A 21430-nucleotide genomic window follows, 5' to 3' on the forward strand; every position below is an offset into this window, starting at 1 on the left:
CTCACTTTACTGCGCAGAATGCCTAATCTACATCTGAAGACAGATGCTGAAACGTTGAAATGGCGTCCAACTTATTTGTTGCGTGGATTAATTGAATTACCAGTTGTGTTTTAATGTTTGGATTAGGGTTACTTGGAATTTGGGTAGCTCAAGGGTTTGATGAATGGATTCGTGGAATTTTTGCACTAAGGCGCTGGTTATCTAAGCCATGGTTAATGAAAAAGGAAGCTAAGTATGAAATGACAACAAATAGAGGGTAGTGAGGCAATTGTGAAAAGTGGGTGGGTACACGATAAAGAAGTGGAGATTCACCTACTACTTTTCTCGGCCTCGGATAAAAATGATTCTACCTGATTTTCTTGGAAAAAATTCATGAGCCATCTGCTTGCAACCTTGTATGTAAATGTCGGTCTGCCTAATTTCACTGCGTTGGTTATTACTTCGTACATAAAGGCTTGTTCAATTAATCAGACCGACAATTTATTTTTTACACAAAAAGGAGAGCCCAAAAAGGGCAATTCTTATCTTTCACAAGCATAATTATCTTTATCTCTGTCCATTTTAGATTGATAGGCTGGATGATCAGATGAAACACCATTTGGATAAACTTTTCTAAGTTCAGTACAATTTGAAAAGTATTCGCTCTCTCCACTAGAAGTTGTGCTAGTGGATGATTCATTTGTATTAGAACTAGCTGTTGATGTATTCTTACTAGCAAGCTGATCCTTTAAGCTATTTACCTCATTTTCTAGCGATTTGTTTTTAGATTCCAACTCTGTGATTTGTTTGCTAAGATTTGTTTTATCAGCCTCTGCACTTTCAGCTGCTGTAACCTTAGTTGATAAATCTTTTACTTCCTCACTTAGTTTTCCATTTTGCTTTGAAAACTGTTCGTTTTCTGATTTAAGCTTTTTAACTTCTGAGTGGAGATCATTATTTTCTGTACTTAATTTTTCGATAGTTGCTAAAGATTCATTTAACTCGTTTTGTACTCCGGTGTCCATATTCGTCCCGCCAATAATGAACAAAAGTAATCCTCCGACAAAGGTTGAAAAAAAGATTTTTTTTGAGAGAATTCTATTTCTATCCTTAATTTTCCTTAGGAAGTGAAAGAGAATATAAATCAATGAAAATAAAAATAGTAGAAATCCTATTAGAAATACTGCTGTCATCTTTATTTAGTCTCCTTAAAATACTAGATTATAAATATGTTCCAACATCAAAACCTCTTATTGATTTAAGTTAGTTTTATTTATAAAGAACATACCGATAATTGTTAAAAGTATAAGATTTACTTTTTTATAGGATAAATTCCCTCCTTTAGAATCATATTAAAATGTTTGACAAAAGTTATCAATATTTAATTGGTGTTAATGTTAAAAAATAGACAGAAATTTGCACTTTCTTAAATATGTGAGTTAAAATTTGTAGGAAGTATAAGGATTAAAATTAGTGCTTTCTTCTTACTATAACTGTCTCAATAAATGGAGGTATAAACACGGACCCTTCAACAAAGACCTTAAAGTCAATTATTGGCAATTGTGATTTAACAAAAAAAGAAGATTTAATTGCAGATTATATTTATTAAGAAGTTTCAAATTTATTTTAAACAATTTGATAATAACATCGTTATTATAGCGGTTTTGTTTCCAGGTGAAAATAAGTAGGGAAAACTTTTATATTAGGTGTCAGGCTCCAGTGCAGTAATTATTTAATACTGTGGGAGACTGGCACCTTAATTTATGGAGTTTAGAAAAATGTTGGGACGGTATTGGGGTTTCTGTAACCCTTAATAGATTAGTATAGGGAAGGGAAAATTTTTATAAGATACAAACAGCAAGAATATTTTAGAAAATGGTAAAATAGGAAAAAAGGTATATAAAAGACTGCCATCATATCAATTTAGGATTGGGTTCAGAAGATAGTGATTAAAGTTATTGGGAGTTGTGGGGAAATTGATTATTTATGAAGCAACCAAATCTGAATTTGTTTCAGATGTTACTAATGAGTTATTGGTTGAACGTTTATATAATTCATATCAGGAAAAAATAGGCCGTACTTCTAAACAGGAAATATTATCTTGGGAGAATTCTCTCCAACGAATGTCAAATGTCATGCAAGATGAAGAGATTCCTAATGATGCTGGGGTCGCCATTGAGTTTAAAATTCCGAATACATCAAGGCGGGTTGATTTTATCGTTACAGGTAATGATGGAAAGCAGGATCATGTTGTCATTGTTGAACTGAAGCAATGGTCTGAGGTGGAGAAAATAACGAATAAAGATGGACTTGTTAAAACATATTTAGGTAGAAGCCTACGTGAGCGACCACATCCTTCTTATCAGGCCTGGACATATGCTTCTTTAATAAAGGATTTTAATGAAAATGTTCAAGAGCAGCAAATACAACTGCAGCCATGTGCATATTTACATAATTACAGGAAAACGGAAAACGACCCTTTAACTGACGAACATTACAAGGATCATTTATTAAAAGCGCCTATATTTACAAAAGGGGAAATTCAAAAATTAAGGGATTTTATAAAAAAATATGTCCGGCAAGGTGATCAGAATAACTTAATTTACCAAATTGAACATGGTCGAATTCGTCCTTCAAAGTCGTTGCAGGATTCCCTTATAAATATGTTAAATGGCAACCAAGAATTTCTCATGATAGATGAACAAAAAGTATATTATGAAGATGCCTTTCATCTTGCATTAGAGTGTGTAAAAAATGAGAAGAAACAAGTAATGGTTATTGAAGGTGGTCCAGGTACAGGTAAATCTGTGATGGCAATAAATCTATTAGTCAATCTAATAAATAAAGGATTAATGACGCTTTATGTTTCAAAAAATTCTGCACCTAGAGATGTGTACGCTTCCAAATTAAAAGGTGAAGTGAGAAAGACGGAAATTGATAACTTATTTAAAGGGTCTGGGAGTTTTACTAACGCAGAATTGAATGAGTTCGATGTTATTATTGTTGACGAAGCACATCGATTAAATGAAAAATCGGGCTTTTATGGAAATCAGGGAGAAAATCAAATAAAGGAATTAATTAAGGCAGGAAAGTTCACCATCTTTTTCATAGATGAAAATCAGAGGGTCACATTAAAGGATATAGGAAGTATTGATTTAATTGAAAAATTTTCTAAAGAGTTTGATGCTGAAATAATCTCAGGGAAATTAATATCTCAATTCCGCTGTGATGGATCAGATGCCTATATTGCCTGGTTGGATGATGTGCTTCAGATAAGGGAAACGGCTAACACTCATGATTATGGTGTCGATTATGATTTTCGTGTGTTCGACAATCCACATGAGTTGCTACAAGAGATTGAAACATTAAACAAGAAAAATAATAAATCACGTATGCTAGCTGGATACTGTTGGGAGTGGCCCTCTGGAGAGCGGACTAACACCATGTATAAAGATATTGTCATTCCAGAATTTGATTTTGGAATAAGCTGGAATTTATCAAATGGTATTTGGGCAATTGATCAAAATTCTGTTAAAGAAGCGGGATGTATTCATACTTCACAAGGACTAGAATTTGATTATGTAGGTGTGATCATAGGTGATGATTTACGCTTTGAAAATGGTGAGGTCATATCAGACTATACAAAACGTGCAAAGACTGATCAATCTTTAAAAGGGATAAAGAAAATGGCGAGGGACAATCCAGAAAAAGCACAAGCTGTTGCAGACCAAATCATTCGAAACACCTACCGTACACTGATGACCCGCGGACAAAAGGGATGCTTTATCTTTTGCACAAATCCAAAGTTAAATCATTACTTTAAGCAGCGTTTACAAAAGACTAGCTTATATCAAGATTTATCACCAAAATGGGAAAGGAAAGTTGCAGAGGACCAAACAGAATACTAATAGGGCAAACATTGGCACAGCAAGTGAAACAGATAAGAATGAAAAAAGTAATCTGTTTGGCTCAAGAATCTTTCAGCCAATAAGAAAAAGGATGAGAACATAATGCTCGTCCTTTTTCTTGTTTATTACACCTGAAAAAATGAACAGTTAAGCACGAAATTGAGGATAATAGGGCAATAGTGAAAAGCGGTTAGACTTCTTCGAGTAAAGTGTGTGAATACTTCTTAAAACAGATTTAGATATAGTAGAAAATGTTTAAGTGTGGGAAAGAAAATGATTAACTATAGCGGTTATAAGATTGTATACAAGTATCAATCTTTCCACACAAGTAAAAAAGCCTGCACCCTAACTCGGTTAGGGTGCAGTTCTTAAATCGGCATTTCAAGTTTATTAGTCGTATGGTTGTTGACTGAATTCATTATAATATTTTCTGAAACTGGGTTAGTATAATTCAGCCACATTTCCACTAAATCAGTTCCAGTTATCAAACCAATATTTATACCTTCTGCATATAAACGGGCATTTTCAGTAAAATTAGATGTAGTCGCAACATATCCTTTCGTAGCATTCTGCTTTGAAATAGTGTCACCACCTGGATTTTGATGAAAACTTGATTAGTTAGACATTTTTCGAGGAGTGACAGGCACTGTTCTATCCGAATTTCGGTTGGGATTGAAGATGTGGAAGATTTATTAAAGGATTTAACACAAGCATTAGTGTAGGTTTTGGGGCTGGGATTTTATATTTTCTTGTTTCGTTTATATTCTGAGATTAATAGATCAATTTATCCGTTATTCAGGACACTTCGATTAGTTACAGCTAATTGGTGGTGTCCTTCTATTCTTTGATTTTCATAATTAGAAGCGTAATAGCATATCTATAACGACAAAACAAAAAGACAATTACCATTAATAATTGGCTTCTTATATAGTTAGTTAAATAGTAGAATTGTAGTTGTCTGAATTTTTGGTTAAATATATAATAAACAAAATGATTTCACTTTAACTAACACATATTCGGAGTGAATGGGGCGATTGAATGCAGATAAAAGAAAGACCTTTAATGGAAACGATGGCAGGATGGATTGAAGGAATACGATTAGCGAAAGTGGATAAGTATTTGGGGATTCCCTATGCTGCACCACCGGTTGGAGAGTTACGATGGAAGAAGCCACAAGATGTGGAACCCTGGGAAGGGGTATTGGAGGTAAAGGCTTTTAAGGAGCCATCTGCACAATCTGGAACAATTTATGGAACTCCAGATACAAGTATGTATGGGAAACTTGTTGGGTCTGAAGATAGCCTTTATTTAAATGTGTGGACGCCAGTTAGAGATGCTAGCGACAAACGGCCTGTTTTAGTTTTTATCCATGGGGGAAGTAACACGCGGGGAACTGCTAGCGATCCAATTTATGAAGCTTCTCGGATTGCAGAAGAAGCGAATGTGGTAGTTGTGACGGTTAATTATCGTTTGGGATTCCTAGGGGCGTTTTATCATCAAGCTCTGCATACAGGCGATGCTGCGAATGATTCAGGTAATTATGTGACACTCGATTTAATAAAAGGTTTAGAGTGGGTACAGCGCAACATTGGAAATTTTGGCGGGGATGCAGGTAATGTCACCATTCAAGGGCATTCTGCTGGATGTATGAATGTATGGGGGCTTATTCATTCACAAATGGCAACCGGATTGTTTCACAAGGCGATTGCGATGTCAGGATATCCGCAACTTCGTTCGATAGAGAAGGCCGAAGAAGCTGCGGAGGCTTTGATTACTGTATTGTTATTGCAAGATGGATTAATTGATTCATCTAAATTGGCAGAGCAATATAAGCGTAGTATGGGAGCGGAGGGTATTCGCCAGTATTTGTTAGGCCAAACAACAGATAAACTAATAAAAGCAGGAGCAGGAGTGAAGCAGATTTCCCATATTTGCGATGGGATAGTATTACCTTTCGGGAATGAGAAAGAGCTACAAGTAGCAAATGCAGTTCCAATGATGATTGGCACTGTGCTTAATGAAGCCAGTCTTTTACTTGTCTATGGTTACAAAGGGCAGAAGGAATTGTGGGAGCTATTTAATCATAATGAAAAAAATTTTAACAGGCGTGATTTCTTAAAGAATCCATCGTACCTGTCTTATAAATTGAAATGTACATTATTTAATAAATCCCTTTTCTATTGGTTTGATAACAAGCTCATGCGAAGGATTGCTGATATTCCAAAGCCAATTTACCAATACAAGTTTACATGGGATCAGCTACCGCTACCATGGAGGAAGATATTTGGTACTTTTCATGGATTGGATGTAATTTTTACATTTGGGAACTTCTTAAGCGATGTTCCGAATTTAGGTCGGTTTGTCTGGTCAAAGGACAATGAAGAAAGCCGTGAATTACTTCATTCGGAGATTGTAAGTTCGATAAAAGGTTTTATAGAAACAGGGGATCCTAACCTCTATCGTCAAAATTCAGAAGTATGGCAAACAATTAGTAGCGATTCGAGAAATTTTGTAGTTTGGAAGTAGTATCCAATTGGTCGTTTTGCCTAAAAATTATTTCAGTGGAAATCCAATTCCCACTTTAACAGTAATAGTGAAAAATGGTTAATCAATATGCCTGTGTTTTTATTATAGAATCAATCAAATGAAATGTATTTACTTGTATTTCCAGGATATACCCCTTCCGTAAAAAGCCAATGCCAATAGATATCACTATCTTTTTTTCCAATTGAACAATCTAGTAGAATCCCTTCCATAGTCTGATTACAATCAAGTCCTATTACATAAAAATCTCGATCATCCGAAATATCTTTTAATACAGTTGTATTTTCATGCGTGCTGCAAATCTTAAAAATACTATTTATCGTATTGTTAAATTCACTGCTATCCTCTTTTAATTTTTTTATATTTTGTAGGGGATCCCAGTTGTCGGATTTGTGGATTTGAGGAAAATGGAGTAAGAAGTGAGTATTTAGCAATACTTCACACATTTTTAGTTCATCATGATATTTATTGATGTGATTTTCAATAGTGAGGGACCAGGAAGTACCGACTCTCCTGTCAAGCCAGCGAACAAATTTTTTTAGTTCATGGAGGAATTTTTCAACTTCTTTTTTCTGGGGTGTGACATGCATATGAAGAGGGAAAATCGTAATCATAAGTTCTTCCCAAAATGATGGCTGGCAGTTTTCCCAAGAGGTGGGGCAGGTATCTTCTAAGTAAAAACTCATAAATATAGAGATGATTCGAAGAAATTCATTTCTGTTTTGGTCTCGAGGCTTTTCGCGTTTATACGCTATTAGATCCTTTCCATAGTATTCAAACAACCCTCGATACCTCATGTTAAATTGTGAGCTGATTTGAATATTTTGGAGGACTTCCTTGCGTTCCTGTTCGCAGTTAATGGGGAATTTTCTTACCTTTACTTGCGGAATAGGTCCACAGCAAATTACTTGATCCTTTCCGCTGCCACAATTACATAATATTAATCTTCTCATGAAATAAATCATCCTTCTTTCTTGTTAAGTTGTAAAAACAGGGAATTTGCAACAGAGAGGGGAATAAACGAGATGAATAGTGAAGGTTACCTATAGTATAGATTATTAAGATGTATTATGCACTAATAATTCTGATAATTCATTTGAGCGTGAAGGTCCTTAATTCTCAAAAGAAGGCCACTTAGACTAGCAATGAATTTTTAATATATCCTCAAGGTATTAAAGTCAGGTTAAAAGATGGACAGAGTGGACGCGTCCAAGAAATTCACGCTAAATAAAAGAAGTGTAAAAGCATTCATAGGACAATTCCTAGAATGCTTATTTTATCGCAGATTAACGGGCTGTAACACCCCCACTAATTGAAGTTTCACTTTATTTAGAAGTATTTCAAAAGATCATCAAACTGTTCTATCACTTTATCATATTCACTTACTTTTCCAAATCCATACGTTGCATAAACACTAAATAGGTGCTCCTTTCAAGGCTTTTTGGTGGTCTTTTCAACTTCCATTTTCCTTGATTTGGTGCACCTTTTCATATTAATCTGAAAAGGTAATGAAGTTACTTGTGAAAGGTTAAAATAATCTAATAAATATAAATTGAACGGGGGTTGGTTTTGTTTGGAATTAAATAACTTGGTTCCACTACTTGTTGTCATAATAGTGGTTTTGAATATCTTGTTAGCAGTAGTTGTTATTTTTTTCGAAAGAAGAGATATTGGCTCAACGTGGGCATGGCTAATGGTGTTGCTCTTTCTACCTATTATTGGATTTTTCGTTTATGTCTTCCTAGGCCGTCAATTAAAGCGGAAAAATTTCTATAAACTGTCTGATGAAGAGAGAAGCTATCTTCAATCTTCAGTTAATGAACAATTGGAGCAGATACGGAATAAGGAGCTTCAAAAAAACAATAGGATGTTACAGAAGTACTCCCAGTTAATTAAAATGAACTTACAATCATCCAATGCATTAGTGACACAAGATAATGAAGTTGTCATTTTTCATGATGGGAATGATAAATTTGATGCTTTGTTTAACGATATCAGACAAGCCAAAAAAGAAATTAATATTGAATACTACATCATCCAACGAGATTCCCTAGGGGAAAAACTGAGAGATGAACTTACTAAAAAAGCAAAGGAAGGAGTCAAAGTCCGTATCCTTTATGATGAAATTGGTTCTAAGAAGATGACTCCTTCGTTTTTTAAAGAACTTCTTTCCTATAATGGGGAAGTTGAGGTTTTCTTCCCTTCTTTCTTTAAATTAATTAACTTCCGTGTTAACAATAGAAATCATAGGAAGCTTTGTATCATCGATGGTGAAATTGCCTATATCGGAGGATTTAATATCGGTAATGAATATCTAGGGAAGGATGAAAAATTTGGCTATTGGCGGGACACTCATTTCAGATTGAAGGGAGGGGCCGTCAATCATATTCAAGGGAGATTTATTTTAGACTGGAACCAAGCAAGAAAGCAAAAAAAGGTAGATCGTAGGGATTTTTCATTTCAAAAGGGATTGCATGACGGGAGTAGCATTGCTCAAATCATTGCTAGCGGACCTAACTCAAAAATAGAACACCTCAAAAATATGTATGTAAAGTTAATTATGTCTGCCAAAAAAAGTGTATATATACAAACCCCTTATTTCATTCCTGATACTAGTTTTATGGATGCTTGTAAAATAGCGTTGCTCTCTGGGGTTGATGTACGTATTATGATTCCTAATAAACCTGATCACCCTTTTGTCTATTGGGCTTCTTGGGCGCATGCTGGAGAACTTTTGAGATACGGGGCTAAAATACTGCTATATGAGAATGGGTTTTTACACGCTAAAACGATTGTTGTTGACGAGGAAGTGGCTTCGGTAGGTACAACCAACATTGATACGCGCAGCTTTAGATTAAATTTTGAAGTAAACGCCATTGTATATGATGAGCAAATTTCTGCACAACTTCAAAATTTATTTCTTAAGGACAGTGAAGCAAGTTCAAAACTTACACTTGAACGATATAAAGAACGATCCACTATTATCAAATGTAAAGAAGCCGTCTCCCGCCTACTCTCGCCTATTTTGTAAGTTAGTATAAACAATTTCGGAATATAAACCTTGACACAAATGTGTTAAGGTTTGTTTTAAGAAATAGTGCCTGTGTCACCACCCGGATTTTGTCGAAAAATCTGGTTAGTTCGACATTTTTCGAGGAGTGACAGGCATTGTTCGAAAAGATATATTTTATAAGCGATTGACATAGGTTGAATATTATGTAAAATTAATATACCGACGGTTGGTTTATTAAAAGGAGTGATACTATGGCAAGGATTTTAAAGCAAGAGGAATATAATGCAAAGCGCAATGAAATTCTCAATGCTGCTCAAAAGTTTGTTTATACAAAGGGCTACGAGCAGATGGCAATTCAGGATATACTGACTGAACTAGGCATTTCTAAGGGTACTTTTTTTCATTATTTTCCATCAAAGCAGGCTATGTTGGAGGTACTCGTTGAGCGCTTAATGGATCAGGGAGTGGAGCAGATAACCCCAATAGTTAGGGATGAGGGCCTATCGGCCATAGAGAAGTTGATTAATTACTTCGCAGTGGCAGGAAAGTGGAAGGTTGGACAAAAGGATTATTTGATAAGTCTAATGAGGGTATGGTACAGCGATGATAATGCAATTGTTCGTCAGAAGATGCTCACCTATTCAACTGAACGCATTTCACCTCTACTGTCTTCGATTATTTTACAAGGGATTCATGAAGGGACATTTAAACCTTCCTTTCCTGATTACGCAGGTGAAGTTATGCTGTCTCTGATACAAAGCCTATGGGATAGATTATCTATGCTGATTCTAACCGATGGGCAGGACAGAAACAGCATTGACCAAATGAAAAACATACTTGCAGCGTATACTGATTCCATAGAGAAGGTATTGGGAATACCTGAATCTACTCTTAGTCTAATTGATTATGAAACAATCAATCATTGGTTTATATAAACTAGAGGAGATGACAACTTTGTCAATAACCTTAAAAATACTCAAAAACATTGGAAAAGGTCTACTATTGATATTATCTCTATGGCTGTTAGCCATTATGTCTATCGTATTCTATATGAAGGGGATAAACCCCATATTGCTAACCTTTTATGTCATCATGTCACTTGCGGTGAATACTGGACTTCTTTGGCCGGGTATTTTCAAATTCCTCGCCAAAGGGGAGAAAAGCAGAAAGAGAGTGCTGAAGTTCTTTGGTATACCTTCAGCAGTGTTGTTTATTATTTTTTATGCAGCAGTTATATTCTATATTCAGGATTTACCAGTAATTTTGGGGATTCTCTCAGTTATCGCTTTTCTTCTTATGGTTATAGACTTTAAGAGACCTGAATCCTTGTCGAAATCTTTTGCGAAAAAAAGTAAATGCAGCCGACTAAGCTTACTCGGTGTACCGGCTATCATATTGCTAGTCTTAATGTTTATTTCGGTGCCAATGGTTGAAAATTATCTTACAAGCCTTTTTAAGCAGGCCGAGGAGAAGCGTCTACAGGCCATTCAATCTGCAACTATTAAAACGCCCGCAATAGATGGCAAGGTTAAGGTTTATCCCCTTCACGTGGGAGATACAATTCTCGCCTATGGGCAATTCTACGGGGGTTTTGATGGCTGGGTAGGATTGACAGGATATTTTAAGACACTTGTGGATGAAAATACTATTACTATACCGTTATACACATATCTTATAGACCACCCCGACCATGGTCTTATGATGGTTGATGCAGCCATTAACTGGGAACAGGCAAATGAACATGATGGGTTCTATAACCACAATTACATGGTTTCACGTCTGCTGACGGTGAAAAATGAATACAGACTTACTACGGAGCAGGAGCTTCAAGTTCAGGTGGAGAGACTGGGCTATAAGCTTGAGGATATAAAAACGGTATTTATGACGCACTCTCATGATGACCATGCAGGCGGGCTGCGAAACCTACCCAATTCCAAAGCTGTAATAAGCAAGGAGGATTGGGAAAAGGGAACCTCAATTTACCCATATTCCTTTGATTTAGTAAAGGATGATCTCGAGCTGTTTACCTATGATTCTGGTGAATTTAAGAGCTTTTCAAAAAGCCTGGATTACTTTGGTGATGGAAGTGTTATACTTCTCCCTACTCCCGGCCACTCCCCAGGACACACTGCTGTTTTGGTACAGACGGAGGGATATGATCTTTTATTCATGGGAGATACTCCATACACCTTAAATCATATGTCAATTGAAGAGGTGAGACAGCTGACTTTAGGTAGTGTAGAGGAAGAAAAACAGCTGGAGGCAACCCGTAATCTACAGAAATTAGTCGATGCCAAGCCTGACACAGTTATGTTATTTGCCCATGATTATACTGATTATCAGAGTGATTACATTGAGAAGTTTCTTATAGATGGCCGTTTCTCAGAGGAAGAGCTGCAGAATATAAGAGACTATAGATCCAAGATTTTCGACGATAAATGGAAATTAAAGCCGGGCAATATGCCTTATTATATACCTGCATCGGGCGATAAGGAAACAGGCAACGTAGAATTCAAATAAGCAATAAAGGGCCATTCCAAAAACCGACGGGGTTTGAATTTGTTATATAAAGGGGCATTTTAATTTACTTAATTACCAATATAGGGCGCAATCCTGGAACAGGATAAGCGCTCATTTTCATTTTAGGGCCAGAATGTTGTAAAACACTAGTCAAATTTAATGAACAGGTTGATGAAGAATAACAATTATTTATAGAAGGTATTTCACTTTTTGGTTCGAGTACAAAGCAGATTCAATTAGAACTAATGGACCTAAAAAAATATAACAATGGGGTTATTTTTCCAAAATACAGGATTATATACAGGTAAACTATTGAATTGTTTAAAAAGCCGACAAAAGACACATTGTTTAATTTACTCCCATATGATACCATTTTTTTATCTGGATGATTGGAGGGTTCCTTAAAAATGAAGTTCCGATTTGCACCTTTATTTAACTAATTTAATAGTTATTAAAGGCTCTACCTGTGCGTAGAGTAATCGGGATTAGTCTGCCTATTTTTAAGAAACCTTTAACCGGTATATAAACATGCGTTAAGAGGGGGGACGATTCTACCCTCTTTTTGTGTGCCTAAAATCGATCAAATGATAAAGAAAATGTCGAAGGGAATGCCATAACCCATTAGTAATTCTAATTTTTCTGACGTTTTCTTTGCCATTTATCTCGTTTCTTAAAAAAAATTTTATCTTTTTGGGATAGTATTCCCGTTTATTCACGCACAGGTGGCCAACCTGTGTTTTTTATTTTGATTGATATGGAGGAATCACGAATGAGCGAGAAAATAATAAAGAAGTAGTCAGGGATTAATGAACTTGGAATCTAAAAAACGAAAAGGATGGTGACTAACTGTGACCGAAAACGTTAAAACACCCCGTGTCTGGTTTATTACAGGAGCAAGCAGCGGCCTTGGGCTGGAATTTGTAAATGCTGCCTTGGAAACAGGGGACAGAGTCGTTGCAGTGGCCAGAAATATTGAAAAAATAAATGAGATGTACCGCGAATATCCTGAAACGTTATTGCCTTTAAAACTTGATGTGACCAATAGAGGGGCAGTTTTTTCAACCGTTGCAACCGCTATTGAACATTTTGGAAAGCTTGATATTGTGATTAACAATGCAGGTAACATGGTCTTGGGGATGATCGAAGAACAGAGTGAAGAGGAAGCGAGAAGCCAGCTCGAGACCAATTTTTTTGGCGCCCTCTGGGTTTGTCAGGCAGTGATGCCTCATTTGCGGGAACAGAGCTCAGGACATATCATTCAAATTTCCAGCATAGGCGGCTTGGTTTCCGGTCCAATGGCCGGCGTTTACAGTGCGAGCAAATTTGCATTGGAAGGCATGAGCGAGGCTTTAGCCCAGGAAGCAGCTCACTTTGGAGTGAAACTGACGATTGCTGAACCTGGTGGGTATTGGACGAATCTTTATTTAAAAATGCGAACGAGTCAGCCTATGGACGCTTATGATCCATTACGGAACGAACTGGCTCAACAAAATTCGGAAGGATCTGTCGATAGCGACCCAAGACTGGCGGCCGAAGCGATCTTAAAATTGGCAAATAGTGAAAATCCGCCGTTACGGCTGATTCTGGGAAGTGTTGTCTATGACATAGCAATTGATTCTGCTAAAAAACGAATCGATGTCTGGAAGCAGTGGGAAGAAGTAAGCCGTGCTGCTGAAAAGGCCATTCCAGCACCAGAAGGGTATGGAGAAATGGAAAATTAAAAACAACACCCATGAACCATTTTTTCAAGGGAAGAGGCGATTCAATTATTTGGATCGCCTTTTTATCCCCTTAATAGGAATTCTCCCTCCCATCTTCTTTTATTGAAGCCCGCGCCCTTGAATGTTTTGATGCTTTGCTTCAATGAGGAACACACTGCCAATTAACTCTTTGGTTTCTACAAAAGGACCATCCGTAACCATTACCTTCCCGTTTTTACGCTGCAAGCATTTGGTCTCCAAGTCGAGCCCAGCATCCATCATGGAAACACAGGGACGGTTCCTGCGTTTCCCTACTGCTGAGAAATAGTGCCTGTCACCACCCGGATTTTGTCGAAAAACCTGGTTAGTTCGACATTTTTCGAGGAGTGACAGGCACTGTTCTAAGGATGGAAGAGAATCCACAGTATTACTAGAAGCTATATTCAGTATAGAACATTCTATATTAAAGTCTGTTTCAGAAGAATTACTTTCCTTAATGGAGAGTAACAGTTTTGATGTAAGGAGAAGATTACTGAAGGAACTCGGTAATAGCCAATGGGTGGATCGAAGTGATTCTATTCCAATCGTAAATAAGGCATTAAGTGACGAGAACTCAAGTATTCGCAACCAAGCTGTTATTACTTATCGAAGTTTAGGATTGTAAGAATAAAGTTTCAAAGGAACTAGAATATTAGAAATTAAATCGGACGAATTAAACGGATTATTTTCCATTCTCTAGATCCTGTCAGTGTGAAAACACGCCTTGGCTACACGGAAGTAAACGAGTGGCAAGAGTGGCTAACGCATATTTTAAAACAGGATATCGCGAACCTTTCTATTCATTTACGTACAAGAAAGGAAATGAGCCAAGTAGATGCTTATTGGGAGCTCATTCCGGAAATCAAAAAATTACGTGATCGTATAGCACCAAATACGCTACTAACAATCAACGGAGACATTCCTGATCGAGAAACTGGTCTGAAGCTCGTTGAACAATACGGTGTGGACGGGGTTATGATGGGCGCGGTATTTTTAAAAATCCTTTTGCTTTTGAAAAAGAGTCAAAAGAGCATAGCAGTATGGAATACCTTGATCTTCTAAGATTGCACCTTGATCTTCATGACAAATATTTAGAAGAATTGCCACGTTCAATCACTAGGCTTCATCGCTTTTTCAAAATATATGTCAAAGGATTCCGAGGGGTAAGTGAATTAAGAAATCAATTAATGAACACAAAGTCAACAGATGAAGTGCGTAAATTGCTCAATAACTTTGGAAATGAATGTTGATGGATGGGGACAGTAAAATGATGTAATTCTCAAAAAGTTAGAGAAAAAATGAATCCTATCAACCAAGTGCCTGTCACTCCCCGGATTGGAAACATTGGGACGGTTCCTACGTTTCCTTATTGAAAAAAACAGGCTCTTGCTTATTTAAGTGATGAAAGTTGATAAGGAGTACTAGTCTCCTTATTACAAACGGATTTCGTTTAATCTTATATAGTAGCATGTGTGATATATGCGACACATATTGACTCGGAAACATGAGAACCGTCCCCGTGTTTCCCCCGAGTTTCCAAAGAGGCATTGAACACGCCTCTTTTATGTGGCATTACTTATGATTACTAGTCTTAACGTCGCTTCCGCTCAACTGAATAGAAGCAGGTGGACTCAATAGAGTTAGACTAACAATAACGATGATTCCTGTAATTAACCCGTATATGATCGGCAGTGTAGAGGTAATTCCATAAATTATAAACGTAATAAAGATGACGATTGAGCTGGCAATAATAGAATAGAATGCAGCTTGGCTCGTGACACGCTTCCAATACAGACCAACGACGAGAGGGACGAAAATAGCTCCCGATAAAATGGCATAGGCCATATCTAACGCAACAAGAATATTTTGAATCCAAATCGAGAAGATGATTGATAACACACCTAATCCAAGTGTTACGATACGAGACGTTTTGATAACGTCTTTTTCAGTCATATCTTTTTTCGCGTATACCTTAATGATATCGTTTGTGATTAAGGTGGCAGACGCAAAGATCGCTCCTGAAGCATTGGACATGAGCGCCGAACAAACACTAGCAAGAACAAGACCTAACAGCCCCGGAGGCAAAATTTCTAATGCCAGACTAGTAAAAGCAGATTGTGATTCACCTAAGTTCGGAAGAAGAACGAATGCGCACATACCGACCATACTTAGTGCCAATGCATAAAAAACACTATATAGACCAGCTGATATGGCACTGCTTTTCATTACCTTTTGGTTCCTCGCAGTAAAAACACGCTGCCAAATGTCTTGAGAAACAATTAAACCAAAAAAGTATAATAAAAAGTATTGAAAAATACGGTCCCAACCAATATTGGTCAAGTTGGTATGACCTTCTGGGATACTATTAAAAAGAGCAGTTAACCCACCAACACTATCGACACTATAAGGGAACATAATAAAGAAGACACCGATCGTCATAACCACAAATTGAATAATATCAGTTAAGGTAATACTCCACATCCCGCCTAGAATCGTATAAAAGAGAACAATTCCGCCGCCAATAAACATGGAAGGAATAACGGACCAGCCCAGCAGGACGTGAATCACATTTCCCATCCCAATGACTTGTGTTACGACGACCATAAGGGTGTAGATGGCAGTCACAATAGCACTGATAAGCTGCGTTCCTTCACCAAAACGTTTTCCCAGCAGCTGACTAATCGTAAAAACTTCATAACCGCCAATCTTATTTACGACGAATAACCCCAATGCGGCGATACCCAAGCCCATCATCGATACAAACCAAAAACCGGAAATACCAAAATCATACCCTAAAGTGGTTGTACCCATTGTGGCGGCGCCGCCAATAATGACGGCGGCTAAACAACCGACATGGCTAAAGTAGCCTAATCGGCTTCCAGCAAGCAGAAAATCTTTTTCCGACTTTGCCTTTTTGATTCCAATGATCCCTACAACCATCAGCATACCAAAATACAGCAGTAGGACAAACGTATCCAGTATATTCATCTAAAAACCCCCAAATTTGGATTCTTTTTCGTATTCCGTGACCGCTTCGTCAAGAAAGGAAATACCATAGTCCAAATGTTCTTTATCTATATTGAGCGGTGGTATCATTCGAATGACTTCCCCTTTATTACCACTTAAATAGAAAATGACTCCTTTCTCGAGACACTTCTCGAGAATTTTCATTAAACCCTCACCATTTGGTTTTCCTGTTGCAGGATGGACTATTTCGATCCCCAGCATTAATCCAATGCCTCGAACATTTCCAATGGCAGAGTGTTTTTCTCTCAGTTCTAGTAATCTTTTTAATGCATAATCACCTAAAATTCTAGCATTTTCAATTAATCCTTCTTCTTTTAGAACTTCAATGGTTGCACAAGCAGCAGCACATGCGACAGGATTTCCGCCAAATGTTGTACTGTGGCTTCCAATGTCCCATTGTTCCATTAACCCTCGTGAAGCAACGGTTGCGCTAAGGGGCAATCCACTCGCAATCCCCTTAGCAATCGCCATGATATCCGGAGTCACACCAAATCGATTGGCAGCAAACCAGTCTCCTGTTCGGCCAAAACCTGTTTGAACTTCATCAAATATTAATAAGATCCCATATCGATCACAGATTTCCCGGATTTTTTGCAGCCATGCCTTTGGCGGGATGACATAACCGCCTTCGCCTAGTACCGGTTCTAAAATAACGGCAGCTACTTCATCTGGTGCAACTTGGTGATTAAATAATCGTTCAAAGTCTTTTTCAACGTGAGCTGACCAATAATCATCATGGTCTTTCCCATCTGGTGTTTCCGTTATTTGAGCATATGGCAACTGATAAGTCATATTGGCTCCTACAGGTAAATTTCTTCTGTACTTACTTTTGGAGGTAGTAAGACTGAGGGCTCCCATCGTTCTTCCGTGGAATCCTCCTAGGAAAGAAACGACATAGGTTCTCTTCGTCACATGTCTGGCTAATTTTACTGCCCCTTCAATTGCCTCTGCCCCGCTATTCCCAAAGAAAAAACAATCCAATGGCTCTGGTAAAACCGCTTTCAATTTTTTTGCTAAGTGAATAATAGAGTCATAATTAATGATCCCGATAGGGCCATGAACTAAATGGTCAACTTGTTCTTTTATCGCGGCAATAACCTTTGGATGTCTGTGTCCAGTATTTTCTGTCGCAATACCAGAGGTAAAATCTAAATATTTTCTGCCATCTGCACCTAAATAAAAAAATCCCTCAGATTTTACGACCGGCAGGTTTGGAAAATCTTTTGCCATTGTGGGTGCCAACAAACCCTCTTCATTTATGGTTTTCCAATCAATCATATCCTCATCCCCATTTCGAAAAAATAAGTATTGAGTGAATTTTGCTACAATTTACAAAAACGGTCAAATGCCAACTATAAAAAATTTCAATAGTAAAAATTAGGAAGCTGGGCGTTGGTGATTTATGATAAATTAATAAAAATACAGAAAATCAATCAATATTTTTAATGGAATAAAACGTATTTTTATAGAAAAGTTCAATTCTATCAATCATTTATCTCAATGATAAGAACTCTTGGCAGAAAGGTTTTATTGAATATATATAAAGGCTGTTAGCCAGGTTGATTCAAATAATTTAAAAAGATTAGAATGTTCTTATATTCATTGAGGAGGTCATGATCATGGAGACGAACATTTCAGTTTTAGGGGTACCGATGGATTTAGGACAATCAAGACGCGGGGTGGACATGGGGCCAAGCGCCATCCGCTACGCAGGTGTTGTCGAGCGATTAGAAAAAATAGGCCACACGGTAACAGACCTTGGCAACATTGACATTGCACCTCCAGAGAGAGCCACTGCCACACATACCAACTTGAAAAACTTAGAGGCTGTGGTGAAAGCGAACCTGGATTTATTGGAAAAAGTGGACAACATCATCAGAAGAAAGGAGTTTCCTTTGACTTTTGGAGGGGATCATAGTATTGCAATTGGTACATTGGCTGGTGTATCTCGTCATTATAAGAATCTAGGTGTGATTTGGTATGATGCGCATGGGGATTTGAACACAGAGGAAACGTCTCCATCAGGTAACATCCATGGGATGCCGCTTGCCGCTAGTTTAGGATTTGGACATCCTTTCCTAACGAATATCGGTGGGTATGCTCCGAAAATTAAACCTGAAAATGTGGTCATATTGGCGCACGGGATCTCGATGATGGTGAAAAGGATCTGATCAAAGAGATTGGTATTAAGGTGTACACGATGCACGAAATAGATAAGCTGGGGATGACAAAAGTGATGGAAGAAACCATTGATTATCTAAAAAATACCGATGGCGTACACTTGTCGTTAGATTTGGATGGGCTCGATCCAAACGAATGTCCTGGGGTTGGGACTCCTGTGCTGGGTGGAATTAGTTACCGTGAAAGCCATCTTGCCATGGAGATGTTAGCAGATGCAGAAATCATTACGTCAGCAGAATTTGTAGAAGTAAACCCGATACTTGATGAAAGAAATAGAACAGCTCAAGTTGCAGTAGCTCTTATGGGGGCGTTATTCGGTGAAAAATTGTTAGAACGCCCGTTAACCAAAAAGAAAGAATATGCATCTCTAGTAAAGTAGATGTATAGTAGGATAAAAGATGGTCCGGCGAATCATTAAAAAAATTTATGGATCATCTAAAAAGCCATCTTGAGTAAGCACTAAAATTTTCCATATCCAATGACCGATTGAAACTTGCTATAATAATAGAGGATATCACCCAAAGTGATTATTCTAATCATATTATCTGATGAAGCGGTGATGGAATGGAAATTAGAAATTTAAAGACATTTCAAGTGGTGGCAGAAGAATTAAATATGACAAGGGCTGCCAAAAAATTAAAATATACGCAGCCCACTATTACGCTGCAAATACAATCTTTAGAAAAAGAACTAAATCATACTCTTTTAACCAGAGTGGGCAAAAAGACGATGTTAACAACGGCAGGGAAAAAACTAATAGGACATGTCGATAAACTATTTACCCTTATAGATGAAATGGAAACAGACATGGAGGCATTGCATGGGCCATCTGGTGTCCTTACGATTGCTGCCTCTGAATACTATTGCAGGCAACATCTTTCACCGATAGTAAGAGCATATACGGAAATGTACCCTGACGTGAAAATCAGTCTTCTCCCGCTAAATAGTGTCCATGCCATCCAAAGCGTAAGGGACCAAGTGGCAGACATTGCGATAATTGCAAGTGAATGTAATGAAATCGATATAAGAAAAAACTTTTTAGAGGAAGAACAGACCTTTTTAGTCGTTTCATCAGAAATTAGTAAGGAGAGAAGTTTTCACGAAATCATAAGTCAATATGCCTTTATTTCCTACAACGATGATTGCAGTTTCAGTAATATCATAGACAAGCATTTCAAGAAAAGCATACTGAAGCCGCATTCGACAATAATGGTTGGTGGAAGTGATGAAATGATTAAGCGGGCAGTCTTAAACGGAACGGGATATGCCATATTAGGTGAAAATGTGATTAAGAATGAAATAAAGGATGGCTCCATCACTATCCTCCAACAAGTTTCTCAACCTATCATTACCTCGGCCGTCAATTTAAAAATTCGTTCAGAAGAACCGAATATCCAAACCTTTCATGAATTTTTGCAAAATGCCTGGCCAGTTAGAAATAATCATACCCAATCTCAAGATTTCAATCATAAGGAGATAGTGACAGATCTTCTATTAAAATAACGAAATGTAAAAAGTAGAGGGAGGCCCTCTGCTTTTTGCGTCTTATCCAACAAAGAAAATACTGTTTCGAAAAATGGTGAAACTCACCATCACTGTATATATATCAATAAACAAATAGGAAATGATAAATCACATTGAAATGGGAGAACAATACATTGTTCTCTCTCCTGAAGATGGAACTTTACAACTGACTTTCCTTTTTTACATATCGTTTTTTTGTTTGTCTTCCCATGGTTCAAAGGAAAACGGAATTCCAATCATTTTAGCGGTCAATTCATCATAGGACACTAAATCCTTTCTTGACAACTCTTTTAAAGAACCTTTTTCCCATTGCTCTTAATGCCATTTTTATTTCTTCTGTACTTGCTGTTAAGAATTTCTCCGCTGATTTTACGCCTTCTTCAACCTTAAATTGATCCTTGAACTTCCCGTCATACCAAATAGCCTGTGTAGGCGGTTCAAATGGAAGTGCATTCAACACTTGATCATGTGCAAGAGCAAACAACATTGATGAGCCTAAATAGACAGCGTCGGCTCCGAGTGCAAGAACTTTTAAAAAATGTCCGGGGACTAAAAGTCCTCCTGAAACGATTAAACTAATCTTTCCCTTCATCTTTCTTTTTTCTAGATGATTAGCAGCCCTGACTATCGCATACAATGTTGGGATCCCAAAGTCATCATATAAAATAGGCGGTGCACCGTGCATGGCTGCTTGTCCGCCGTCAATGGCAATAAAATCAACCCCCATAAAGATTATATGATCAATATCTACTTCAATTTTTCCACCTGCGCCAATTTTGACACCGATTGGAACTCCCAGCACGGAAGAGAATGGTTGGTTGGACAATAGCCATTGCTGCACCATTTTTAGAGGGAGTTATTTATTATTTTAGTTTAGTTTGTTTTTTCTCTACCTGCCATTTGAAAATTTATATGGCTTCCCTGTGCCTTTCATACCCACCCGTCCAAGTAAAGTCCTATCGTTGTTTACATTGGAAACTATAATTATTAACTAT

At 37.4% G+C, this 21430-nt stretch carries 16 protein-coding genes and 4 pseudogenes; 13 read left to right on the plus strand and 7 right to left on the minus strand.

What is annotated here, in order from left to right; all coding sequences use genetic code 11:
• The first annotated feature begins 113 nt into the window (after positions 1 to 113).
• On the plus strand, positions 114 to 260 hold the full coding sequence (locus tag KHA94_RS19460; RefSeq protein WP_213103761.1) for a hypothetical protein: 147 nt from the start codon (positions 114 to 116) through the stop codon (positions 258 to 260).
• Positions 261 to 521: 261 nt separating this feature from the next.
• On the opposite strand, the pseudogene KHA94_RS26710 reads toward KHA94_RS19460, so the two are convergent.
• Positions 522 to 644 (minus strand): annotated as a pseudogene (locus KHA94_RS26710) (excalibur calcium-binding domain-containing protein); the annotation flags it as partial.
• A 1311-nt stretch (positions 645 to 1955) separates the two neighbouring features.
• On the opposite strand from KHA94_RS26710, the gene KHA94_RS19470 reads away from it, so the two are divergent.
• A complete protein-coding gene (locus KHA94_RS19470) occupies positions 1956 to 3887 on the plus strand; it encodes a DUF2075 domain-containing protein (protein WP_213103763.1) in 1932 nt (643 codons plus the stop codon).
• 368 nt (positions 3888 to 4255) lie between these two features.
• Here the strand turns inward: KHA94_RS19470 and KHA94_RS19475 are convergent, their stop codons facing one another.
• Positions 4256 to 4468, minus strand: a complete 213-nt coding sequence (locus KHA94_RS19475) for a restriction endonuclease (protein ID WP_213103945.1) — start codon at positions 4466 to 4468, stop codon at positions 4256 to 4258.
• A gap of 72 nt (positions 4469 to 4540) precedes the next feature.
• Here KHA94_RS19475 and KHA94_RS26715 point away from each other — a divergent pair, with 72 nt between their 5' ends.
• Together KHA94_RS26715 and KHA94_RS19485 are read left to right on the plus strand one after the other, a co-directional pair.
• Positions 4541 to 4609, plus strand: a complete 69-nt coding sequence (locus KHA94_RS26715; protein WP_213103946.1) for a PLP-dependent transferase — start codon at positions 4541 to 4543, stop codon at positions 4607 to 4609.
• Between the two features lie 316 nt (positions 4610 to 4925).
• A complete protein-coding gene (locus tag KHA94_RS19485; RefSeq protein ID WP_213103764.1) occupies positions 4926 to 6413 on the plus strand; it encodes a carboxylesterase/lipase family protein in 1488 nt (495 codons plus the stop codon).
• 110 nt (positions 6414 to 6523) lie between these two features.
• Here the strand turns inward: KHA94_RS19485 and KHA94_RS19490 are convergent, their stop codons facing one another.
• A complete protein-coding gene (locus KHA94_RS19490) occupies positions 6524 to 7384 on the minus strand; it encodes a hypothetical protein (RefSeq protein ID WP_213103765.1) in 861 nt (286 codons plus the stop codon).
• Positions 7385 to 7587: 203 nt separating this feature from the next.
• Between KHA94_RS19490 and KHA94_RS26720 the strand changes: the two genes are divergently transcribed.
• The 5 genes from KHA94_RS26720 to KHA94_RS19515 all read left to right on the plus strand — a co-directional run bounded on the left by KHA94_RS26720 (position 7588) and on the right by KHA94_RS19515 (position 13685).
• A complete protein-coding gene (locus KHA94_RS26720; protein WP_213103947.1) occupies positions 7588 to 7662 on the plus strand; it encodes a DUF2196 domain-containing protein in 75 nt (24 codons plus the stop codon).
• Between the two features lie 342 nt (positions 7663 to 8004).
• Positions 8005 to 9462, plus strand: a complete 1458-nt coding sequence (gene cls, locus KHA94_RS19500) for a cardiolipin synthase (RefSeq protein ID WP_213103766.1) — start codon at positions 8005 to 8007, stop codon at positions 9460 to 9462.
• A 233-nt stretch (positions 9463 to 9695) separates the two neighbouring features.
• On the plus strand, positions 9696 to 10379 hold the full coding sequence (locus KHA94_RS19505; protein WP_213103767.1) for a TetR/AcrR family transcriptional regulator: 684 nt from the start codon (positions 9696 to 9698) through the stop codon (positions 10377 to 10379).
• A 19-nt stretch (positions 10380 to 10398) separates the two neighbouring features.
• The gene (locus KHA94_RS19510) at positions 10399 to 11964 is read left to right on the plus strand and encodes an N-acyl homoserine lactonase family protein (protein WP_213103768.1); all 1566 of its coding nucleotides are present in this window, start codon (positions 10399 to 10401) and stop codon (positions 11962 to 11964) included.
• Between the two features lie 848 nt (positions 11965 to 12812).
• A complete protein-coding gene (locus tag KHA94_RS19515) occupies positions 12813 to 13685 on the plus strand; it encodes an SDR family oxidoreductase (protein WP_213103769.1) in 873 nt (290 codons plus the stop codon).
• Positions 13686 to 13784: 99 nt separating this feature from the next.
• On the opposite strand, the gene KHA94_RS26550 is transcribed toward KHA94_RS19515, so the two are convergent.
• Positions 13785 to 13910 (minus strand): YciI family protein, encoded by a 126-nt coding sequence (locus KHA94_RS26550; protein ID WP_338030827.1) that lies wholly within the window; start codon positions 13908 to 13910, stop codon positions 13785 to 13787.
• A gap of 214 nt (positions 13911 to 14124) precedes the next feature.
• Between KHA94_RS26550 and KHA94_RS26555 the strand changes: the two genes are divergently transcribed.
• The gene (locus tag KHA94_RS26555) at positions 14125 to 14328 is read left to right on the plus strand and encodes a HEAT repeat domain-containing protein (protein WP_338030843.1); all 204 of its coding nucleotides are present in this window, start codon (positions 14125 to 14127) and stop codon (positions 14326 to 14328) included.
• Between the two features lie 77 nt (positions 14329 to 14405).
• Positions 14406 to 14953, plus strand: a pseudogene (locus KHA94_RS19530) (tRNA-dihydrouridine synthase); the annotation flags it as partial.
• Between the two features lie 322 nt (positions 14954 to 15275).
• Here KHA94_RS19530 and KHA94_RS19535 read toward each other — a convergent pair.
• Both KHA94_RS19535 and KHA94_RS19540 read right to left on the minus strand, forming a co-directional pair.
• A complete protein-coding gene (locus tag KHA94_RS19535) occupies positions 15276 to 16691 on the minus strand; it encodes a sodium:solute symporter family protein (protein WP_213103770.1) in 1416 nt (471 codons plus the stop codon).
• Complete coding sequence (locus KHA94_RS19540) at positions 16692 to 18008, minus strand: aspartate aminotransferase family protein (RefSeq protein ID WP_213103771.1); 1317 nt, start codon at positions 18006 to 18008, stop codon at positions 16692 to 16694. It abuts the gene before it with no gap.
• A gap of 341 nt (positions 18009 to 18349) precedes the next feature.
• Between KHA94_RS19540 and rocF the strand changes: the two are divergent.
• Together rocF and KHA94_RS19550 are read left to right on the plus strand one after the other, a co-directional pair.
• Positions 18350 to 19290: pseudogene (gene rocF / locus KHA94_RS19545) on the plus strand (arginase).
• 185 nt (positions 19291 to 19475) lie between these two features.
• Entirely contained in the window at positions 19476 to 20414 is a 939-nt protein-coding gene (locus KHA94_RS19550; protein ID WP_213103772.1) for a LysR family transcriptional regulator, read from the plus strand.
• Between the two features lie 201 nt (positions 20415 to 20615).
• Here KHA94_RS19550 and KHA94_RS19555 read toward each other — a convergent pair.
• Positions 20616 to 21231, minus strand: a pseudogene (locus KHA94_RS19555) (glutamate synthase-related protein); the annotation flags it as partial.
• Positions 21232 to 21430: the final 199 nt, after the last annotated feature.

It is taken from the genome of Cytobacillus citreus (genome assembly GCF_018343665.1).
Lineage (GTDB): Bacteria > Bacillota > Bacilli > Bacillales > Cytobacillaceae > Cytobacillus > Cytobacillus citreus.